Raw genomic sequence first — 19,241 nt, forward strand, 5'->3', positions numbered from 1 at the left:
AAAACTATCTTTTCTTAAATGATTTCGTGTTTGTCGAACCGTTCTTTGACTTTCCTGTTACACTTTTTTTCTTGCCAGCGGGTTTTGTAGCCCGCGATGTTTTGCCTGATTTTCTAGCATTGGCCTCTTTTATAGCCCATTTTTTCTCGTGAAAGGCACCTTTAAAGTCGGGGTTATCCTTCTTCTTCTGGTTATCAATCTCGCGCGCAATATCCTGTCTCTCCTGGAAAGGGGTGTTTTCTACAAATACCTCTTCCGGCAATGGGGTAACCGGAATAGATTGGCGGATGAGTTTTTCAATTTTTTTCACGTAGTACGCTTCGGCAGGATTACAGAATGTTAACGCATCACCGGTAGAGAATGCTCTTCCCGTACGGCCGATACGGTGTACATAATCTTCCGTAACAATGGGTACATCAAAGTTTATTACATGACTTACATTGGAAACATCTAGCCCCCGTGCCGCCACATCTGTAGCGACCAGAAAACGGATCTCTCCAGATTTAAAGGCATTGATGGAGTTGATACGCGTATTCTGCCCTTTGTTGGCGTGGATAACACGCACATTATCTTCGCCATATTTCCGTTCAATAAAACCGAATACGTTATCTGCTACCGTCTTTGTTTTACAGAAGATAATAACCCTATGGTAGGCGGCATCGTCTTTAAAAAGGTGACTCAGTAAATTTATTTTGGTTTTTAGGTTAGGAACCTCAAACAGCTGTTGCGTAACCGTGGTTGCCGGGGTTGCCTGTTCGGTTACTTCGATTACCGTAGGAAAAGCAAGGAAGTCGCCCGCAATCTTACGCACCAGCTCGCTCATTGTTGCCGAGAACAATAGATTCTGCCGCTTACGGGGCACAACCTCCAATATACGGTGTATTTTTCCAATAAACCCCATATCCATCATCTTATCCGCCTCGTCCATAACCAAAAACTTCAACGACTTGGTTACAATATCACCGGCAAGATAAAGGTCCAAGAAACGTCCCGGAGTAGCGACAATAATATCACAGCCCTGTGCCAACTGCTCCTTCTGGGTTTTAGGGCCTAAGCCGCCATATAATAATACCGATCGTAGATCTAAATAAGTCGAGAAAAGCTGAATCTGCTCCTGAATCTGCATCGCCAATTCGCGTGTGGGGCTGAGAATCAAAGCACGTGGATCTTGCCCTTGTGCATATTTAAGTTGCATTAATAGCGGTACAACAAAAGCTGCTGTTTTACCGGTTCCAGTTTGGGCAATACCCATAACATCCTGTCCGGATAAAATGGGGGTAATTGCCTTCCGTTGGATTTCTGTTGGCGTCTGATAGCCGGCTTCGGCTATAGCATCCAACAGTTGTTTGTTTAATTTGAAGTCTTCAAAAGATGCTTGCATAGGGCAAAGATAATCAAAAGCAAGCATTTATCCGTTGTCCTGAAATGCTGTTTGGAATAAACTTTATTTTACAAAATTTTGTTTTACCGTTGAATAAAACCAAATTTGTTCTAGAAATATAACTTTATGATGAAGAAAATATTATTATTAATGACACTATGTGTTGCCTTCTTGACCAGTATGGCCGATGAAGGGATGTGGTTCTTAATGCACTTAAAACGTCTTAATGAGGCGGATATGCAGAAAAAAGGACTTAAACTTACTGCGGAGGAGATCTACAGTATTAACAATTCAAGCTTAAAAGATGCTATCGTCCAATTTAACGGCGGTTGTACAGCAGAGATTGTGTCTAAAACAGGATTGGTATTCACCAACCACCACTGTGGTTATGGTGCTATTGCCGAGCTATCGACCAAAGAGCACGACTATTTAACGCATGGTTTCTGGGCGAAAAATTACGGCGAAGAGTTAAAACCTAAATCGCTCTACGTACGTTTCTTTGTGCGTATGGATGATGTCTCTAAACGTATCTTAGCGTTGGTAAATGATAAAATGCCGGAAAAAGAACGCCAGAAAATTATTAACCAGGAGATTGCTAAAATTGAAAAAGAAAATAGCGAAAACGGTAAATACGTTGTATCGGTAAAATCTTTTTATAACGGCAACGAATTTTATTACTTCGTTTACCAAGACTTTACGGACGTACGTTTAGTAGGTACCCCGCCAAACAGCATCGGTAAATTTGGTGGCGATACCGATAACTGGGAATGGCCGCGTCATACAGGCGATTTCTCGATTTTCCGTGTTTATGCAGATAAAGACGGTAACCCTGCACCTTACTCCAAAGACAATGTACCATTGAAGCCTAAATATCACCTGCCAATTAGTTTAAAAGGTGTTCAAGAAGGCGACTTCTCCATGATCTTAGGATACCCAGGACGTACCAACCGTTGGATGCCTGCAGCTGGTATTGACCAAAATGTAAATTATGCTTACCCTGCTTGGGTGGAGGCTTCTAAGGTCGGTATGGATGCGATGAAGCGCCATATGGAAAAAGACCAAACGGTAAACATCAACTATGCGTCGCAGTATTCTGGTGTGGCCAACTACTGGAAAAATCGCCAAGGTATGATAGATGCGCTTACCAAACATAATACGGCAGCATCGAAGCGCAAATTGGAAAACGGACTGCAGAAGTGGGCGAATAAAAAGGAAAATAAAGCACAGTATGGGGATGTTTTGCAGACCATAAACAGCTACTATGCGGCAACCAATGAAAAAGCTAGACACGACAACTACTTAATTGGTATGTTACGGTCGTCGACTTTTGCAGCTTTACCGAATAACTTGGGCAATGCTTTATTGCAATATGCTGGAGCCAACGAAGCGCAACGTGCGCAAATTGTCCCTCGCATAAAAGCGCTGATTCAGGATAGCTACGAAAAAGCATATATGCCTTTAGAAATCGATGTCCTTACCGACGAGTTAAACTTATATGTTAAAAAAGCAGGAAATATAGCACCATATATTGCGGAATTAGCAACAGCAAATCATGCGGATTTCAGCCAAACGGTAAAAGTAGCGTTTGAACAAAGTATCTTTGGAAGTACCGAAAAATTAAATGCGTTCTTGGCAAACCCTAATGTGGAGTTGGTAAACAACGATCCATTATTTAAAATTTCAAATGCTTTATTAACGAAATACCGCGAAGCTTCTCCAGCACAGGAGCAGATGGACGACGATTTTCAAGGTGCTTTCCGTAAATATATCGCTGGCTTCTTGGCGATGAACCCTAAAGGTAAATATTACCCGGATGCAAATAGTACCCTTCGCCTAACGTATGGTACCGTGCGTGCATTGCCTAAGGACCCTAGAAATGACGCCGACATCAATAATTACACCACCTTAAAAGGTACGATTGCGAAATACAAACCTAACGATGAGGAGTTTGATCTTCCTAAAAGATTAATCGAATTATACGAGCGCAAAGACTATGGCCGTTATGCGGATAAAAAGGGTTATATGCCGGTAAATTTCTTGAGCGACCAAGATATTACAGGGGGTAACTCGGGTTCTCCGGTATTAAATGCTAAGGGAGAATTAATTGGCTTGGCATTCGATGGAAATATTGAAGCTATGGCTGGCGACGTAATCTTCGACCCTGTATTGCAACGTACAATTTCGGTTGATATTCGTTATGTTCTTTTCGTTATCGATAAGTTTGCTGGTGCTCAAAACATTATCAACGAACTGACAATTGTAGAATAATAGCTAAGGAATCTATGTTTATCTACAAAAAAAGGATATATTATTACTTTTATATTTGATGTTTTTGTATATTTATTACATCTTAGTGGATTAATTAAAACAAAATTATAATTATAAAAAATGGAAAACTACATTAAATTAAAAGAACTAGTTGCTTCGATCGAAGCTGATGCAGAGAAATTCTTCAACAACGGTAACTCGGCTGCAGGTACTCGTGTACGTAAAGGTTTACAGGATATCAAAACTTTATCACAAGAAATCCGTAACGAGATTACCTCTAAAAAAAATGAAGCTAAATAATCTCTCATAGATTAATTCAATAAAAAAGGCGCTTTTAAAAAGCGCCTTTTTTATTGATTATCATTGAACTATAACTTTATAAAAGCCCCAGTTTAATGATATAAGCAACGGTTTCTTTATTCAAAAATCCCGATAACGATTCTGAAAATTGTTTCGACATCTGCGCGCGGCTCATTGTTTTTGTTTTGCTGTTCTCAAATACCTTTTTATCCATCAGCACATTATCAGAAACCTCCACCTTCGTTGCAAAATAGGAAACGTGTTGGCTCGGCACAACAAGACCTAGAATTAAGCCTGGAAGGCCATTTATCGACTCAGGTCCACCATCGATAAGAATATCATTGGTATAAAAACCAACAACATAGGTAGAATCTGGAGTAATACCATTGGCACGTCGGCAATTATAACCGGCAATCTCCCGATACTCGTCGGTAATGGTCCAGTTAATTTTCTTTACCGTATCTTGTATAATTAGTTTCTGACCAATAACATCGTTAAAACGTTTATAGTCCTTTGTTTTAAGGTTCGATAAGGTGATGGCATCGAAATCTAAAGCCAGCATCATTATTAATTGCTTTACGCGTTGGTCTAACTCCTGTTTTTCAGGTCCAAACATTACCTCATCACCTTTAAACTGCAGCTTTTTCTTTAACACCACATTTTCGGGAATATTTGGCAGAAGATGCTCAAACTGGCTTTTCGATCGTTCATCGGCTTTTTCGATAAACTGTTTACGTACAATATTCTTCATGTACATGGTTTTATCGAAGGTTACTGTCCCCGACTTAGCAAACATAGCATGTTGTGCCCTACCTACTTGAATAGCACATATTATACAGAGTATAAGGATGGTTATACGTTTCATTTTCATTATTATTTAACAAACATTTTATTAAAATCCCAGGATACCTTTACCATATAATAACGGCGGATGGTATCAAATCTTCTTTGGGTAAATACCGAGTTACTTTGCGAGCGGCTGTAGCCTATGTTCTGGTTTAGCACGTCATTAATAATAAAATCTACCATTAAGGATTCGTTCTTCAGGAACTTTTTGCTGATCCCCGGGTGCACCAAGAAACGCTCTAACTTCGTGTCAAAAGACTTTGTCTTTGCTTCATACGAATAATCATAATTCGCATAGATCTTAAATGTCTTGGCAAAGAAATACTCCACAGAACCATTGGAAGCAAATACAAAACCACTGTTTTCGCGGTCCGGCTCTAGGTTCGAGGTCATCTTGCGGTACTGCGGTGTTAGATTTACATTGAAGTTTAACCCTGTTTTGGTATCGCGGATAAAGTTGTAGGTAAAGCTATAGGTCGATGTCTTAACCAAATTTTGCGCACTATTTACAAAGTTGTTAAACTCGCCATAACTCACATTTAATTGGGGCTGATTCGCTAAACCTAAATCCTTGTTCAACTTGAAATAATAGCCAGACCATAGGGAAAAGTTTTTATTGGTTTTTCCCTCAATATTGGACCATCGATAATAGTTCACATTATCTACACGGGTAATATTCTGCGCAATCGGGCTTTTCGTTATACTTGCGTTACCACCTGCATATAAATTACTACCTGAAAACACATCGAAGGTATACATCCCTAAATTTAGGTTATGATTGAAAGCCGGTTTTAAAGCCTCGTTACCTTCATAAAAATTCAAGGGGTCTGAGTTATTTAATATAGGCTGAATCTGGTTTAAGGAAGGCAATTGATTTCTTCCTTGATAGTTTAACCATATATACTTGTTTTTCGCCAAAGAATACCCTGCATTTAAACGCGGGTTATAGGTAAAGAAAGTACGCTTAAAAGAGCGTTGTAAAGACGCATCATCAGACAAGTTGGTCTGATTTAAGCGGTCGTTATTAAGGTTGTTATTTAAGCCTATTCGTAACTTTTCGGTGGTATAATTTAAGGAAACACGATAGTTACTACTTATCCTATGGTAGTCGAAATTACTACTAAACCTATTGTCCAATTCGTCATACTCGCCACTAGCACCTTTATTCCAAGATTCTACCAGAGAGGTATTTTTATTATCTTCGATACCCGCACCTAAGCCTAGGTTAAGGGCTTTGGATAGGGGTTCGGTATAGGTAACCGAGCCTCGAAGGGTAGTAATATCTTGTTCTCTATTTTTTAATTGATCTGTAAGCGTAGAATCGCCGGCATGAATATTTTTAAGCACGCCTTTTAACGATCCACCACCATTGGTTTCATCTTTATTGGCCCCCACGTTTAATGTTAAGGAACGACCTTTTTTGGCAAACTTCAAGGTATGCATTAAATCCATGGCATAGGTATTGAGCTTATTATCAACAACCTCTACACTTCGGTTATCCAAAGTTAGATTACCATTATTATCATAATTGCTTGAGTTCAAATCGGTCGTATTCCAGATCATTTTGCGCTGCGCATTGGCACGCACCGTAAACTGATTAAGGGAGTCTATATTCCAATCGTAGCGCAGGTTAATATTATGCTGTGAATTTTCGGCATCAATGTATTTTTTAGAGGAATTTATAAGTACCCCAGTTTGCTCCATATTGTCATTACCCTCGCTAGCTATACGGCCATACTTGTAACTCAGGTTCATCTTGTGCTTATCACCTTTAAAACGATCAGCAAAGTTCACGCCCGTGCTAATGGCACGTGGAATACCAATAGAGCCGTTCCCCGAAAAGGGATCATTACCGCTACTGAAACTGAAGCTACCCTCATCGGAATAGGAAACACCAGAATCACCAGCATACTTTTCAGCATCCTCCTGGCTTAAGCTTGTTGTAGCATTATTGCCCAATAAACCATAGGCAGAAATTTTCTGTGAGCCTTTGAATTTATTGAACATCAATTGCCCCATATAATATTTATCGGTACCGGCACCCGCAAGGGCCTTACCGAAGATACCATTCTTGGCATCCTCCTTAAGTTTAACGTTAATCGTCTGTTGACGCTCGCCATCGTCGACGCCGGTACGTTCCGCCTGTTCTGATTTTTTCTCATACACCTGCACCTTATCGACCATATCAGAGCGTAGGTTTCGCGTTACCAACAATGGATCGTTTCCAAAAAATTCCTCTCCATCTACCAAAACCTTCTTCACCACCTTTCCTTGTGCTGTAATTTTTCCAGTAGCATCGACTGTGATCCCCGGTAAAACCTTCAATAGATCTTCCACCTTAGCATTTTTTTCCGTTTTAAAACTTGATGCATCGTACTCGGTCGTATCCCCTTTAATTGTTATCGCTGCTCTTCCTTTTACGACAACCTCATCAATTAAATGCGCAACACTACTTAAGCCAATTTCGCCCACGGAGGCTGCGGCACTCATTTCGGGGATAACCTTCGAAAAATCCGCATACTTTGGGTAAGAGACCACGATAATAAAATCGCCGTCGGCAGGCCTTTTCAACTGAAACTTTCCCGCGGCATCCGTCCGGATATAATCAATTAATAAAGAATCCTTGGCACGTAGCAACATAACAGCTGCATTCTCCAGTTTTGTTTTCTCTGTGGCATCCACCACAGTACCGGTAATTGTAGCCTGTCCAAAACTCAATTGGACCGTCCCTACCAGCAGCATTAGAAATAGGATAAAACCTCGCATAAATGGGTTAATTTGTTAAAATAGAATATATACGTTTTACGATTATCAATATAAAAGGTACGGTTTATTTTGATCTTCCGCCAAAAGTAAGGCCGTTTGTTGCCGATTTTATATGGATAACTAACAATTAGTTGGAGAACATTGAAAAATGTTACAACTTGATTCAAAATATATTTCTTTACATTTGTATAAAATCATTTTCAAATGCAAAAAATCAAAGACTATGTAGAAGCAAACAAAGAACGCTTCTTAAACGAACTATTTGAACTATTGCGTTTTCCATCGGTAAGTGCTGACCCTCAGTACAAGGAAGGCGTATTGAATACAGCGGAATTTGTAGCGCAAAAATTGAAAGATGCAGGAGCAGATAATGTTGAAATATGCCCTACTGCTGGTTATCCTATTGTTTATGGTGAAAAGATTTTTGATGCCTCTTTACCTACGGTATTGGTTTATGGACACTACGACGTGCAACCTGCAGATCCTTTAGAATTATGGGACACTCCTCCGTTTGAGCCTACGGTGCGTGATGGTAAAATTTATGCGCGTGGTGCTGCTGATGATAAAGGGCAATTCTATATGCATGTTAAGGCATTCGAGTACATGGTAAAAAACAATGAACTTGCTTGTAATGTAAAATTCATGATTGAAGGTGAAGAAGAGGTAGGATCTGCAAATCTGGGCATCTTTGTGCGTGAAAATAAAGAACGTTTGAAGGCTGATGTTATCGTTATTTCGGATACTTCCATGATTAGCTTGGAAAACCCTTCATTAGAAACGGGTCTACGTGGTCTTTCTTATGTTGAGGTAGAAGTTACAGGTCCGAACCGCGATTTACACTCGGGTGTATATGGTGGCGCGGTAGCTAACCCAGCAACCATCTTAGCGAAGTTAATTGCTTCATTACACGACGAGAACAACCATATTGCTATACCTGGTTTTTACGACGATGTCGTAGAACTTACTGCCGAAGAAAGAAAAGCACTTAACGAGGCTCCGTTTGATATTGAAGAATACAAAACTGATCTTGGTGTGGATGAGCTTTGGGGAGAAAATGGATATTCCACTATCGAAAGAACAGGTATACGCCCTACACTCGAGGTAAATGGTATTTGGGGTGGCTACATCGGTGAAGGTGCCAAAACGGTATTGCCTTCAAAAGCTTTCGCTAAAATTTCTATGCGCTTGGTGCCGAACCAGAATTCCGAGAAAATTACTTCCTTATTTGTTAAACACTTCGAGGGTATTGCACCAGATTATATTAAAGTGGAGGTTAAACCACATCATGGTGGCGAGCCGGTGGTAACACCAACGGATAGCATCGCGTATAAAGCTGCTGAGAAAGCGCTAGAAGAGACATTTAATAAAAAACCTATTCCTACGCGTGGTGGCGGATCTATTCCTATCGTCGCTTTATTCGAGCAGGAATTGGGGATTAAAACGGTCTTGCTAGGTTTTGGCTTGGATAGCGACAACTTGCATTCTCCAAATGAGAAGTATGGTATTGAAAATTATATAAAAGGAATTGAAACAATTCCGCTATTCCACAAATATTACGCAGAATTAAGCAAGTAATCTTGTTTATTTCTTACGCTTCTAAAAAGGCTGTCTTCTAAAAAAGACAGCCTTTTTTAGGGGCTTCTACCCAGCCCTGCTGTTCGGAGGATAAATACATCGATAAATAATAAAGCCACAAATTTGATAATTAAATCGATTAATTATATTTGCTCCATGGCGAAACTTTTACGAAAAACCCACAGCTTTTTATACTATACAGCGGTATTTTTATGCTTTAGCATCTGTTTCCCAATATTATACATTTTAAAACGACAACCGGATAAATACTACCGTACCATAGCGGGTATCCGGAAATGGATGACGCTTTCTGCTGCATCTTTGGTAGGTTTCCGCTTTAAAGTTGATTTTGAGGAGGAAATCGACTGGTCAAAACCTATGGTAATATGCCCTAACCATACCTCGATAGTAGATATTACGGCAATTATCCACAGTTGCCAGCAGCCAATATCATTTATGGGCAAAAGTGATCTTTTAACTAATCCGGTGACAGGCATATTTTTTAAAACCATCGATATTGCTGTAAATCGTAGCAGCAAAATTTCGTCGTTCAGAGCATTCAAAAAAGCCGAAGCATTTCTAAAAATGGGGCGTTCGGTGGTCATTTTTCCTGAAGGGAAAATCGACGAAGAGTACCCTCCCCAATTGCATGCATTTAAATCAGGTCCTTTTCGGTTGGCTTTGGAAAATAAAGTGCAGATCTTACCTGTAGTTATTAAAGATGCCTGGAAAATGCTTTGGGATGATGGTTCGAAATTTGGTTCTGCACCAGGACGCATTCATATTCATGTCTTAAAACCTATCGACACGGCATTACTTAATCCGCAACAACTTGAAGATTTACAGGCCTCGGTATACGCCGATATGCAAGAAATATGGAATAAGAAATAAAGTTGATCGGGCCAGTAAAATTAATCTAAAAGTGCATAAAACAGGAATTTAACAAAAAATAAGCTATATCATATTTTTTAATTCGTCAGAAACTTGCAGGTTTTAAATATAATGCTATTTTTGCGAAAAAAGTAGAACTTAAATTGTAATACTATGTATTGGACTCTAGAATTAGCATCTCATTTAGAAGATGCACCATGGCCTGCAACAAAAGATGAATTAATTGATTACGCGATTCGTTCTGGTGCTCCAGTAGAAGTAATCGAAAACCTTCAAGCGTTGGAGGATGATGGCGAACCTTACGAGAATATCGAAGAAATCTGGCCTGATTATCCGACGAAAGATGACTTCTTTTTCAATGAAGACGAATATTAATCCATCATAAAAGAAGGTGTCCAATTTTTTTGACACCTTCTTTTGCTTTTGGCTATTCCGGAAATGCGCAATCTGCTATTTTACCGGTTACAGATTAATCTTTCCACAACTTGTACAGTCTATCTGGTTGTATTTTAATTATATTTAATTTGTTTTTAAATTGTTTTTAATCATGAAAGCAGTATTCCTTCTATTTTTTACTTTTCTTAGCCTGCTTTCTTGCGCACAAGGCAATGCACCGGCACCGGCACCGGCACCCGCTCCAGCTCCGATAAATGTAAATATGAATTCCACTGATAGCCTAACAGACATTGCTTTCCTACAGTCTTTCGTTAAGGATTTAGCCGATGAGAATATAGCTTTGGACGTTATTTTAAGCCAATATATTATTGTAGAAGAGCCTTCAGACGACATCTATGATTACCTGGAGGTCAGCTTAAAGGAAGTACGCATTAATGTAAGCAGTAAAAATATTGCGGATATTCAATACAGGTCTTATAAGGATATGCCCAAAAAAGAGATTCGTGACATTGATACCGAGGATTTAAATATAAATAGCATGTATTTCCTACACTATAAAAATAGACAGATGCTCGCTGTCTATATGGAAGACCATAAAATCGCGTCTTTTACTTTGGTCGCTAAAGGAAACAACAAAGCTCACTTTGTGCTTTATTAATTTTTTAAAAAATCCTTGACATTCTTAAAAACTTATAAGATATTTGTTTTCAACAATAAAGAAATGAAACAATTTGTATCAAATAATGCATGGTGGTGGCACAACGAATAATGTTGTGGCTTTGTCTATTGCTTAAATTGATCCATTCAAAATAATCGTAGGCTTGCCATTTCGGCAGGCCTTTTTTTATGCTTAAAAATTAGAAATTCGGATAAGTACAGGATATGAAGGATATATTAAGACATCTCTTTGAATACAAATCTTTCTCACGGAAGGAAGCATACGATATATTAACCAATATAGCGGTAGGGAAATACGACACCCATCAGATTGCAGCCTTTATGACTACCTATGGTATGCGTAGCATTCGGGTGGAAGAACTGGGGGGCTTTCGCGATGCGATGTATGATTTATGCTTAAAAGTAGACTTTAAGGGCTACGACCTTATCGATTTGTGTGGTACAGGCGGCGATGGTAAAAACACATTCAATATCTCTACCTTAGCATCCTTTGTTGTTGCCGGTGCAGGTTACCATGTTGCGAAGCATGGCAATGTTGGGGTGTCTTCGGGTTGTGGATCATCAAATGTTATGGAATACCTGGGCTATACCTTTACAAACGATAAGGATGTTCTGGAAAAACAATTGGAGCAAGCTAATATCTGTTTTCTGCATGCACCCTTGTTTCACCCGGCCATGAAAACGGTGGCTCCTATACGTCGTGCATTAGGCGTGAAAACATTCTTCAATATGTTAGGCCCACTTACCAACCCGTCTAACCCAAAATTCCAATCGGTAGGGGTATTTAGTCTGGAGCTCGCTCGTTTATATACCTATTTGTATCAACATACGGAGAAACAGTTCAGCATTTTACATGCTTTGGATGGATACGATGAGATTTCCTTAACTGGTGATTTTAAAATTGTGAACAATAGTGGCGAGTATTATTATAAACCAGAGGCCTTAGGCTTTGCGCCTATTGCCGCACTGGAGCTTGCGGGTGGGGATACAGTGGAGGAAGCAGCGGCAATTTTCCGCAGCATTATTGAAGGTAAGGGCAATGCCTTCCAGAATGATGTGGTGCTTACCAATGCGGCTTTTGCCATAAAAACCATCCATCCTGAAAAAAGCTTCGCCGATTGTTATTACGAAGCTGAGGCCTCACTGATGGGGCTTAAAGCCTTGAAAAGCTTAAACATCCTTACACATGCTTAATACTAAACTTAAAATTAAAGTCTGTGGCATGCGCGACCCTGCAAATATACAGGCCGTCAGTGCTTTACCTGTAGATTTTATGGGTTTTATTTTCTATGCTAAATCGCCGCGTTTTGTGCCACATAAACCTGCCTATATGCCGCAGCATATTCAAAAGGTAGGTGTATTCGTAAATGAAAACGTGGAAACGATTATCGACACAGTGCAGGCTTACGAGCTGCAAATGGTACAATTACACGGTGATGAGGCCCCTGCAACGGTACAGCAGTTGAAAGCCCATGGTCTACATATTATTAAGGCTTTTGGTATAGATGATGCTTTCAATTGGGATACCTTAACTCCTTACGTGCCATTTACCGACTTTTTTTTATTCGACACCAAAAGTAACGCGTACGGTGGTACTGGAATTACGTTTAATTGGGATAAGCTTAAAAGTTATCCTTTAGAGACGCCTTACTTCTTAAGCGGTGGCCTAGCGCTAACAAATGTTAAAGATGCGCTGGATTTTGCGCATCACGATGCCCGACTGTATGCCCTGGACCTCAATTCTAAGTTTGAAAGTGAACCGGGCATAAAAAATATACAATCCTTAGCTAACGCATTTACAATAGTACAAAATGAGCAAATATCAAGTAGATAATAGAGGGTACTACGGACCTTTTGGCGGAGCTTATGTGCCCGAAATGTTGTATCCAAATGTTGAAGAACTGCAAGCGCAGTATTTACGTATTATGGAAGACCCTACTTTTATAGCCGAGTTTAATGAGCTGTTAAAAGATTATGTAGGGCGCCCGTCGCCCTTATACTTGGCAAAAAGACTATCGGAAAAATATGGCGCCAATATATTCCTTAAAAGGGAAGATTTAAACCATACAGGAGCACATAAAATTAATAATACCATTGGTCAGATTTTACTGGCTGAGCGCCTAGGTAAAAAACGTATTATCGCCGAAACTGGCGCTGGGCAACATGGTGTTGCAACAGCTACGGTTTGTGCCCTGAAGGGGTTGGAATGTGTGGTTTATATGGGCGAAATTGATATTCAGCGGCAGGCACCGAATGTGGCACGCATGAAAATGATGGGCGCAACAGTTGTGGCGGCAACATCGGGAAGTAAAACGCTAAAAGATGCCACCAATGAGGCCCTGCGCGACTGGATAAACAATCCGGTAGATACACACTACATTATCGGCTCGGTTGTTGGCCCACACCCCTACCCGGATATGGTTGCCCGCTTTCAATCTATTATATCTGCAGAAACCAAGAAACAGCTTCACGAGAAAACAGGAAAAGAGAATCCAGATATTGTTATGGCTTGTGTAGGTGGGGGTTCGAACGCTGCCGGCATGTTTTACCACTTTGTGGATGAGCCATCTGTGCAACTTATTGCCGTTGAAGCGGCTGGTTTAGGTGTAGACACGGGCGAAACAGCAGCAACGACAGTGCTGGGCAAAGAGGGGGTGTTGCACGGTAGCCGCTCGATTTTAATGCAGACAGACGACGGTCAGGTTATTGAGCCATATTCCATCTCGGCGGGTTTAGATTATCCGGGCATCGGCCCACAGCATGCCTGGTTATTTAAATCGGGGCGCGGCCAGTATGTTAGTGCCACCGATGCTGAGGCCATGGAGGCGGGATTACGATTAACGCAACTGGAAGGAATTATTCCGGCTATTGAGAGCTCCCATGCTTTGGCACATTTGGAGAAAATGACTTTCAAGGGCGATGAGACGGTAGTGATCTGCCTTTCTGGCCGTGGCGATAAAGACTTAGATAATTATATGAAATATTTTAACCTGTAATGCGGATAGCAGCAAGAAACTTGGATAGATAAATTTCAGTAAAGCCTTATTATACCATGCAATTAAATAAAAACGCAAACGGATTATTATCCATATATTACACCGCAGGCTATCCTACACTGGATAGTACCCTGCCAATAGCACAGGCCTTGGAAGAGGCTGGTGCTGACTTCTTGGAGATTGGTATCCCGTACTCCGATCCTGTAGCTGATGGACCTACGATTCAACATAGCTCGGAGAAGGCCATAAAAAATGGAATGACCTTACCTGTTCTTTTCGAGCAGTTGAAAGAACTGCGCGCAAAGGTCTCTATTCCGATATTTCTTATGGGGTATTTTAACCCTGTATTGCAATATGGCGTAGCCAATTTCTGTAAGTCGTGCCAAGAGGTGGGCGTCAGCGGAACTATTATTCCAGACTTACCTATGTACGAATACGAAGAACTTTACCAAAGTGTTTATGAGCAATATGGCATTAGCAATGTTTTTCTCGTAACACCACAAACATCGGAGGAAAGGATTCGTAAAATCGATTCGCTTTCTACCAGCTTTATTTACTTATTGTCGTCCAATGCTACGACCGGCAAAAACCTGGAAGTTAAAGATCAATCTGAAGCTTATTTTAAACGTATTCAGGATATGGACTTGAGAAACCCTGTGGTTATTGGTTTTGGTATATCCAACAACGAAACATTTAAAAAAGCAACACAATACGCGAATGCTGCAATTATCGGAACGGCGTTTGTAAAATTATTGGCAGAAAAAAACTACATGGAAACCATCGCACCTTTTATTGCCACAATTAAAAAATAGATTGGCGTATTGGGCAAGCCGCATAGATTGGCTTCTGTAGAATGGGGTTTACATTTAAAACCTATAGAAAAAGGAAATAACAGCGATACTGCGCAACAACATTTTGAGCATTTATTACAAAATAGTCAATGAATAGCGTATTTTTGTAGCGCTATCATAAAAATAGAATATGGAACATACACGAATAAAACAAGTATTACAATCGGAAGATTTATTAGGACAAGAGGTTATCGTTAAAGGTTGGGTTAGAACTTTTCGTAACAATCAGTTTATTGCGCTAAACGATGGCTCTTCGATAAATAATATTCAGGCCGTTGTGGATTTTGAAAACACAGCCGAAAGTATCCTGAAAAGGATTACTACAGGAGCTGCAGTTCGTGTTAAAGGTATATTAATCGAGTCTCAAGGAAAAGGCCAGCGCGTAGAAATAAAGGCTACAGAGGTCTCTATTATTGGGGATTCAGATCCTGAGAGATATCCTTTACAACCGAAAAAACATAGCCTTGAGTTTTTACGCGAAATTGCGCATTTAAGATTACGTACGGGTACTTTTAATGCAGTATTTAAAGTACGTAACGCTTTGGCTTTTGCCATTCATAAGTTCTTCAATGAGCGTGACTTTTTATATTTCCATTCCCCAATTATTACGGGATCGGATGCCGAAGGTGCCGGAGAGATGTTTCGTGTAACGACCTTAGACCTGAACAACCCAGCACGGAATGAACAAGGGGATATCAACTTTAAAGAAGATTTCTTTGGTAAATCTACCAACCTTACTGTTTCAGGACAATTGGAAGGTGAATTGGCAGCATTGGCTTTCGGTAATATATACACCTTTGGCCCGACCTTCCGCGCAGAAAATTCAAACACTACACGCCATTTGGCTGAATTTTGGATGATAGAGCCGGAAATGGCCTTCTACGAGCTGGAAGATAATATGAACCTTGCGGAGGAGTTGTTGAAGTATGTTATTAAATATGCCCTAGAAACCTGTCCGGAGGAAATTGAATTCTTAAAAAACCGCTTATTGGAAGAGGAGAAATCTAAACCGCAGAACGAACGCTCGGAGCTGAACTTAGTAGAAAAATTAAACTTCGTAATTGATAATGATTTCGAACGCTTAACGTATACGGAAGCTATTGGCATCTTAAAAAATAGTAAACCTAACCAGAAGAAACAGTTCAAATATAGTATTGATGGATGGGGAGCCGACCTGCAATCGGAACACGAACGTTACTTGGTAGAAAAACATTTCAAAAAACCGGTTATATTGACCGATTACCCGAGAGAGATTAAATCTTTCTATATGAAGCAAAATGAGGTTGATGCCGAAGGCCGTCATACCGTACGCGCAATGGATATTCTGTTCCCAGGTATCGGCGAAATGGTCGGAGGTTCGGAAAGAGAAGAAAATCTAGACAAACTTTTAGCGCGCATGGCTGAGGTTGGTATTCAACCTGAAGAGATGGATTGGTTCTTGGATACACGCCGTTTTGGTTCTGTACCGCATTCAGGTTTTGGTGTAGGGTTTGAACGTTTGGTATTGTTTACCACTGGAATGACAAATATACGTGATGTGATTCCTTTCCCTCGTACACCTAAAAACGCAGAGTTTTAACAAAACATAAAATTAAAACGCCAAACAATATGTATCGTTTGGCGTTTTTCTTTACATAGGGCTTGAAGATAGTATTGGTATAATACTTTCCTCCCTGCTTCATTATTTTATTTAATTTTATTTTTTAATTCTCGATTGTGCTAGTAAAACTATATAACGATAACCCTAACCCTAAGACCATTGAGCAGGTTGTTGACATTCTTAAAAAGGGTGGTGTTATTATTTATCCTACCGATACGGTGTATGGTATAGGATGCGATATTACCAACCAAAAGGCAATTGAAAGGGTATGTAATATCCGCGGTCTCAAGGCCGATAAAGCTAATTTATCCTTTATCTGTTACGATCTAACGGATATAGCACAGTACACCAAGCCTTTCGATACGGCTGTATTCCGGGTATTAAAAAAAGCACTACCAGGCCCCTTTACGTTTATCTTCAATGCCAGTGGACAGGTGCCCAAACTATTGAGTTCGAAAAAGAAAACGGTAGGTATCCGTATTCCAGATAATAATATTGTACGTGAAATTGTAAAACAATTGGGTAACCCTATTGTAACGACCTCTATCCACGATGAGGATGAGATTATTGAATACGCTACAGACCCCGAATTGATTTACGAAAAATATCAGGACAAAGTGGATCTGGTTATTGACGGAGGGTATGGCGATAATGTCGCTTCTACTGTTGTGGACCTTACTGGAGGTGAATTTGAGATTATCCGCGATGGTAAAGGCGATTTAGATCTTTATTTATAAATTTATAAATACGGCTTCATTGGCAGGCCATATGTCTGCCAATTCATTTTTATAGATTTAAAAATAGTACGTTTTAAAGAATAACAAAATCCTCGATTATAACTTTGCCTACATGTTCGTTCACACGACCTATAACTTGTTTACGCATTAATACAAGTTCATGTTTTACCACGGCCGACTCTACTTTAACATACAGTTTTCTATCGTGAATATATACTTTTTGTGTGCGTTTGGCAATGTATGGACCAATAAGTTCTGGCCAAAATACGGCAATTGAAGACTCATCAAATTTTCGCCTTAACCGATATACCTCTAACCATTTTTCAACGGCTTGTTTCATACTGATATCATCCCGGGTCGGAATTTCATCAAACTTCTTCTTATACATGTATGGTGCCTCCTTCGATATCAAAGATACGTATTGGCTGAGCGATATCATTAAAAATATGCTGAATTCTTACAGCATCGGTATCGGTAATAAATATTTGCCCAAATTCATCTTCCGACACCAACTGCATCAGTTTTTTGATACGGGTATCATCTAATTTATCGAAGATATCATCCAGCAATAACAGGGGTTTAAATTTTTTCTGCTGCTGCAAATAACTGTATTGCGCTAATTTTAAAGCAATTAAAAAAGATTTCTGCTGCCCCTGCGACCCAAATTTCTTTAGCGGCATATCGCCATGTATGGTAAACAATAAATCGTCTTTATGAACCCCTTGAGTAGTTCGCTCCAGCGCTCTATCTTTCGTCAAACTACGCTCCAGAAGGCTGTTGAACCCCTCGTAATGTAAGGGCGACTCGTAAATTAAGGCTACATCTTCAGCCGCATCCGTCAAAAAGGCATAATACTTTTGAAAGGCCGGCAAAAACTCGTCCATAAAGCGTTTTCTACGGGTATAGATACGCTCTCCAACCTCTACAAGCTGCATGTTTAATACCTCCAGTAGACCGATATCGAAAACACCATTTTCCTTAATATTCTTCAATAAGGTATTGCGCTGTAGCAGCACCTTATTATACAAAATCAACGTATCCAGGTAACGGTTGTCGGTTTGGGAGATCACATTATCCACAAACTTACGCCGCTCCTCACTACCGTCGGTAATAATTTCGCTATCGTTTGGCGATATCATAACCAAGGGAAACTGTCCAATGTGATCAGCTAAACGGGGGTAATCTTTTTTATTCCTTTTAAACTGTTTTTTTTGGTTTTTCTTGAGGCTACAAGAAATCGACTCCACACGTTCATCTCGGTCGAATTCACCCTGTACCATAAACCACTCCTCTCCCTTTTTAATATGTTGAGAATCTATGGGGTTAAAATACGATTTACAGAGCGAAAGGTAGTGAATGGCATCCAACAGGTTGGTTTTCCCAGCCCCATTTTTACCTGTAAAAGCATTTACCTCCGGCAAAAACGATAAGGAAATCTCGGTATAATTTTTAAAATTAAGAATAGAAAGTTGCTTTAGCCACATAAGTATGACAAAGATAAACTTTTTAACAGGAAGAGCGAAGAGCGCCTACTACTTCAGCTCTTCAAAGTCCACAAACTCCCCAGCCGTAGCCGTTCCTTTACCCTGACGTTTCGGGTCTTTTGGTGGAATATAATCTACCTGAACTTTACTATCGGCAGCGCGCCTGCTACGCGACTGACGACCATAACTTGCACTTTCGTATGCATTACCTCCCGCAAAAGGGTTTCCACCAGCAAATGGATTACCTGAATTACCATATGAATATTGGGATTGAGAATCCTGTGCTTTTTTTATCATCCTTTCGGTAAGCTTACGCATAGCAAAAGGAATAAGTAAACGCATAGAAAACTTAAAGGCATAATATGCGAGTACTACAAAAAGTATAAAATATAATGCTGTCATTGTTAAATTCTATTTTACCAAATATAATAAATTCATAGAAAGCTAACGTCAGTAAACTGTCAGAGTCGAA

At 39.9% G+C, this 19,241-nt stretch carries 18 protein-coding genes; 12 read left to right on the plus strand and 6 right to left on the minus strand.

All coding sequences use genetic code 11. The features are described from left to right. Positions 1–4 precede the first annotated feature (4 nt). Positions 5–1,381 carry a DEAD/DEAH box helicase gene (locus tag ACL9RF_RS15255; protein WP_422801500.1) on the minus strand — a complete coding sequence of 459 codons (1,377 nt, stop codon included), beginning with the start codon at positions 1,379–1,381 and terminating at the stop codon, positions 5–7. 126 nt (positions 1,382–1,507) lie between these two features. Between ACL9RF_RS15255 and ACL9RF_RS15260 the strand changes: the two genes are divergently transcribed. Next, the gene (locus tag ACL9RF_RS15260) at positions 1,508–3,649 is read left to right on the plus strand and encodes a S46 family peptidase (protein WP_422801501.1); all 2,142 of its coding nucleotides are present in this window, start codon (positions 1,508–1,510) and stop codon (positions 3,647–3,649) included. 120 nt (positions 3,650–3,769) lie between these two features. Continuing rightward, positions 3,770–3,949, plus strand: coding sequence for a histone H1 (locus tag ACL9RF_RS15265; RefSeq protein ID WP_422801502.1), 180 nt, complete (start codon positions 3,770–3,772; stop codon positions 3,947–3,949). A 76-nt stretch (positions 3,950–4,025) separates the two neighbouring features. Here ACL9RF_RS15265 and ACL9RF_RS15270 read toward each other — a convergent pair whose 3' ends face one another. Both ACL9RF_RS15270 and ACL9RF_RS15275 read right to left on the minus strand, forming a co-directional pair. Further along, positions 4,026–4,814: a GLPGLI family protein gene (locus ACL9RF_RS15270; RefSeq protein ID WP_422801503.1), complete on the minus strand. Its 789-nt coding sequence runs from the start codon at positions 4,812–4,814 to the stop codon at positions 4,026–4,028. A gap of 8 nt (positions 4,815–4,822) precedes the next feature. Beyond that, a complete protein-coding gene (locus ACL9RF_RS15275) occupies positions 4,823–7,561 on the minus strand; it encodes an outer membrane beta-barrel protein (protein ID WP_422801504.1) in 2,739 nt (912 codons plus the stop codon). Between the two features lie 204 nt (positions 7,562–7,765). Between ACL9RF_RS15275 and ACL9RF_RS15280 the strand changes: the two genes are divergently transcribed. The 10 genes from ACL9RF_RS15280 to ACL9RF_RS15325 all read left to right on the plus strand — a co-directional run bounded on the left by ACL9RF_RS15280 (position 7,766) and on the right by ACL9RF_RS15325 (position 17,285). After that, positions 7,766–9,136 carry a dipeptidase gene (locus tag ACL9RF_RS15280; protein WP_422801505.1) on the plus strand — a complete coding sequence of 457 codons (1,371 nt, stop codon included), beginning with the start codon at positions 7,766–7,768 and terminating at the stop codon, positions 9,134–9,136. A gap of 156 nt (positions 9,137–9,292) precedes the next feature. Further along, complete coding sequence (locus ACL9RF_RS15285) at positions 9,293–10,027, plus strand: lysophospholipid acyltransferase family protein (protein ID WP_422801506.1); 735 nt, start codon at positions 9,293–9,295, stop codon at positions 10,025–10,027. 153 nt (positions 10,028–10,180) lie between these two features. Next, the gene (locus ACL9RF_RS15290) at positions 10,181–10,402 is read left to right on the plus strand and encodes a DUF2795 domain-containing protein (RefSeq protein WP_002996718.1); all 222 of its coding nucleotides are present in this window, start codon (positions 10,181–10,183) and stop codon (positions 10,400–10,402) included. Between the two features lie 172 nt (positions 10,403–10,574). After that, a complete protein-coding gene (locus ACL9RF_RS15295; RefSeq protein ID WP_422801507.1) occupies positions 10,575–11,081 on the plus strand; it encodes a hypothetical protein in 507 nt (168 codons plus the stop codon). A gap of 224 nt (positions 11,082–11,305) precedes the next feature. Further along, positions 11,306–12,295 carry an anthranilate phosphoribosyltransferase gene (gene trpD, locus ACL9RF_RS15300; protein ID WP_422801508.1) on the plus strand — a complete coding sequence of 330 codons (990 nt, stop codon included), beginning with the start codon at positions 11,306–11,308 and terminating at the stop codon, positions 12,293–12,295. After that, a complete protein-coding gene (locus ACL9RF_RS15305; protein ID WP_422801509.1) occupies positions 12,288–12,935 on the plus strand; it encodes a phosphoribosylanthranilate isomerase in 648 nt (215 codons plus the stop codon). The genes trpD and ACL9RF_RS15305 overlap by 8 nt, the downstream gene beginning before the upstream one ends. Next, positions 12,913–14,097 (plus strand): tryptophan synthase subunit beta, encoded by a 1,185-nt coding sequence (gene trpB / locus ACL9RF_RS15310; RefSeq protein WP_422801510.1) that lies wholly within the window; start codon positions 12,913–12,915, stop codon positions 14,095–14,097. Before ACL9RF_RS15305 ends, trpB begins: the two co-directional genes overlap by 23 nt. A 56-nt stretch (positions 14,098–14,153) precedes the next feature. Continuing rightward, positions 14,154–14,909: a tryptophan synthase subunit alpha gene (gene trpA / locus ACL9RF_RS15315; RefSeq protein WP_422801511.1), complete on the plus strand. Its 756-nt coding sequence runs from the start codon at positions 14,154–14,156 to the stop codon at positions 14,907–14,909. A 169-nt stretch (positions 14,910–15,078) separates the two neighbouring features. Beyond that, positions 15,079–16,527, plus strand: a complete 1,449-nt coding sequence (gene asnS, locus ACL9RF_RS15320; protein ID WP_422801512.1) for an asparagine--tRNA ligase — start codon at positions 15,079–15,081, stop codon at positions 16,525–16,527. Positions 16,528–16,664: 137 nt separating this feature from the next. After that, positions 16,665–17,285, plus strand: coding sequence for an L-threonylcarbamoyladenylate synthase (locus tag ACL9RF_RS15325; protein ID WP_422801513.1), 621 nt, complete (start codon positions 16,665–16,667; stop codon positions 17,283–17,285). 73 nt (positions 17,286–17,358) lie between these two features. Here ACL9RF_RS15325 and ACL9RF_RS15330 read toward each other — a convergent pair whose 3' ends face one another. The 3 genes from ACL9RF_RS15330 to ACL9RF_RS15340 are packed head-to-tail and all read right to left on the minus strand — an operon-like array spanning position 17,359 to position 19,171. Then, positions 17,359–17,673, minus strand: coding sequence for a DUF721 domain-containing protein (locus tag ACL9RF_RS15330; protein WP_422801514.1), 315 nt, complete (start codon positions 17,671–17,673; stop codon positions 17,359–17,361). Further along, complete coding sequence (gene recF / locus ACL9RF_RS15335) at positions 17,666–18,769, minus strand: DNA replication/repair protein RecF (protein WP_422801515.1); 1,104 nt, start codon at positions 18,767–18,769, stop codon at positions 17,666–17,668. The genes ACL9RF_RS15330 and recF overlap by 8 nt, the downstream gene beginning before the upstream one ends. A gap of 48 nt (positions 18,770–18,817) precedes the next feature. Then, complete coding sequence (locus tag ACL9RF_RS15340) at positions 18,818–19,171, minus strand: DUF4834 family protein (RefSeq protein WP_422801516.1); 354 nt, start codon at positions 19,169–19,171, stop codon at positions 18,818–18,820. Positions 19,172–19,241 lie beyond the last annotated feature (70 nt).

It is taken from the genome of Sphingobacterium sp. Mn56C (assembly GCF_049319645.1).
GTDB lineage: Bacteria > Bacteroidota > Bacteroidia > Sphingobacteriales > Sphingobacteriaceae > Sphingobacterium.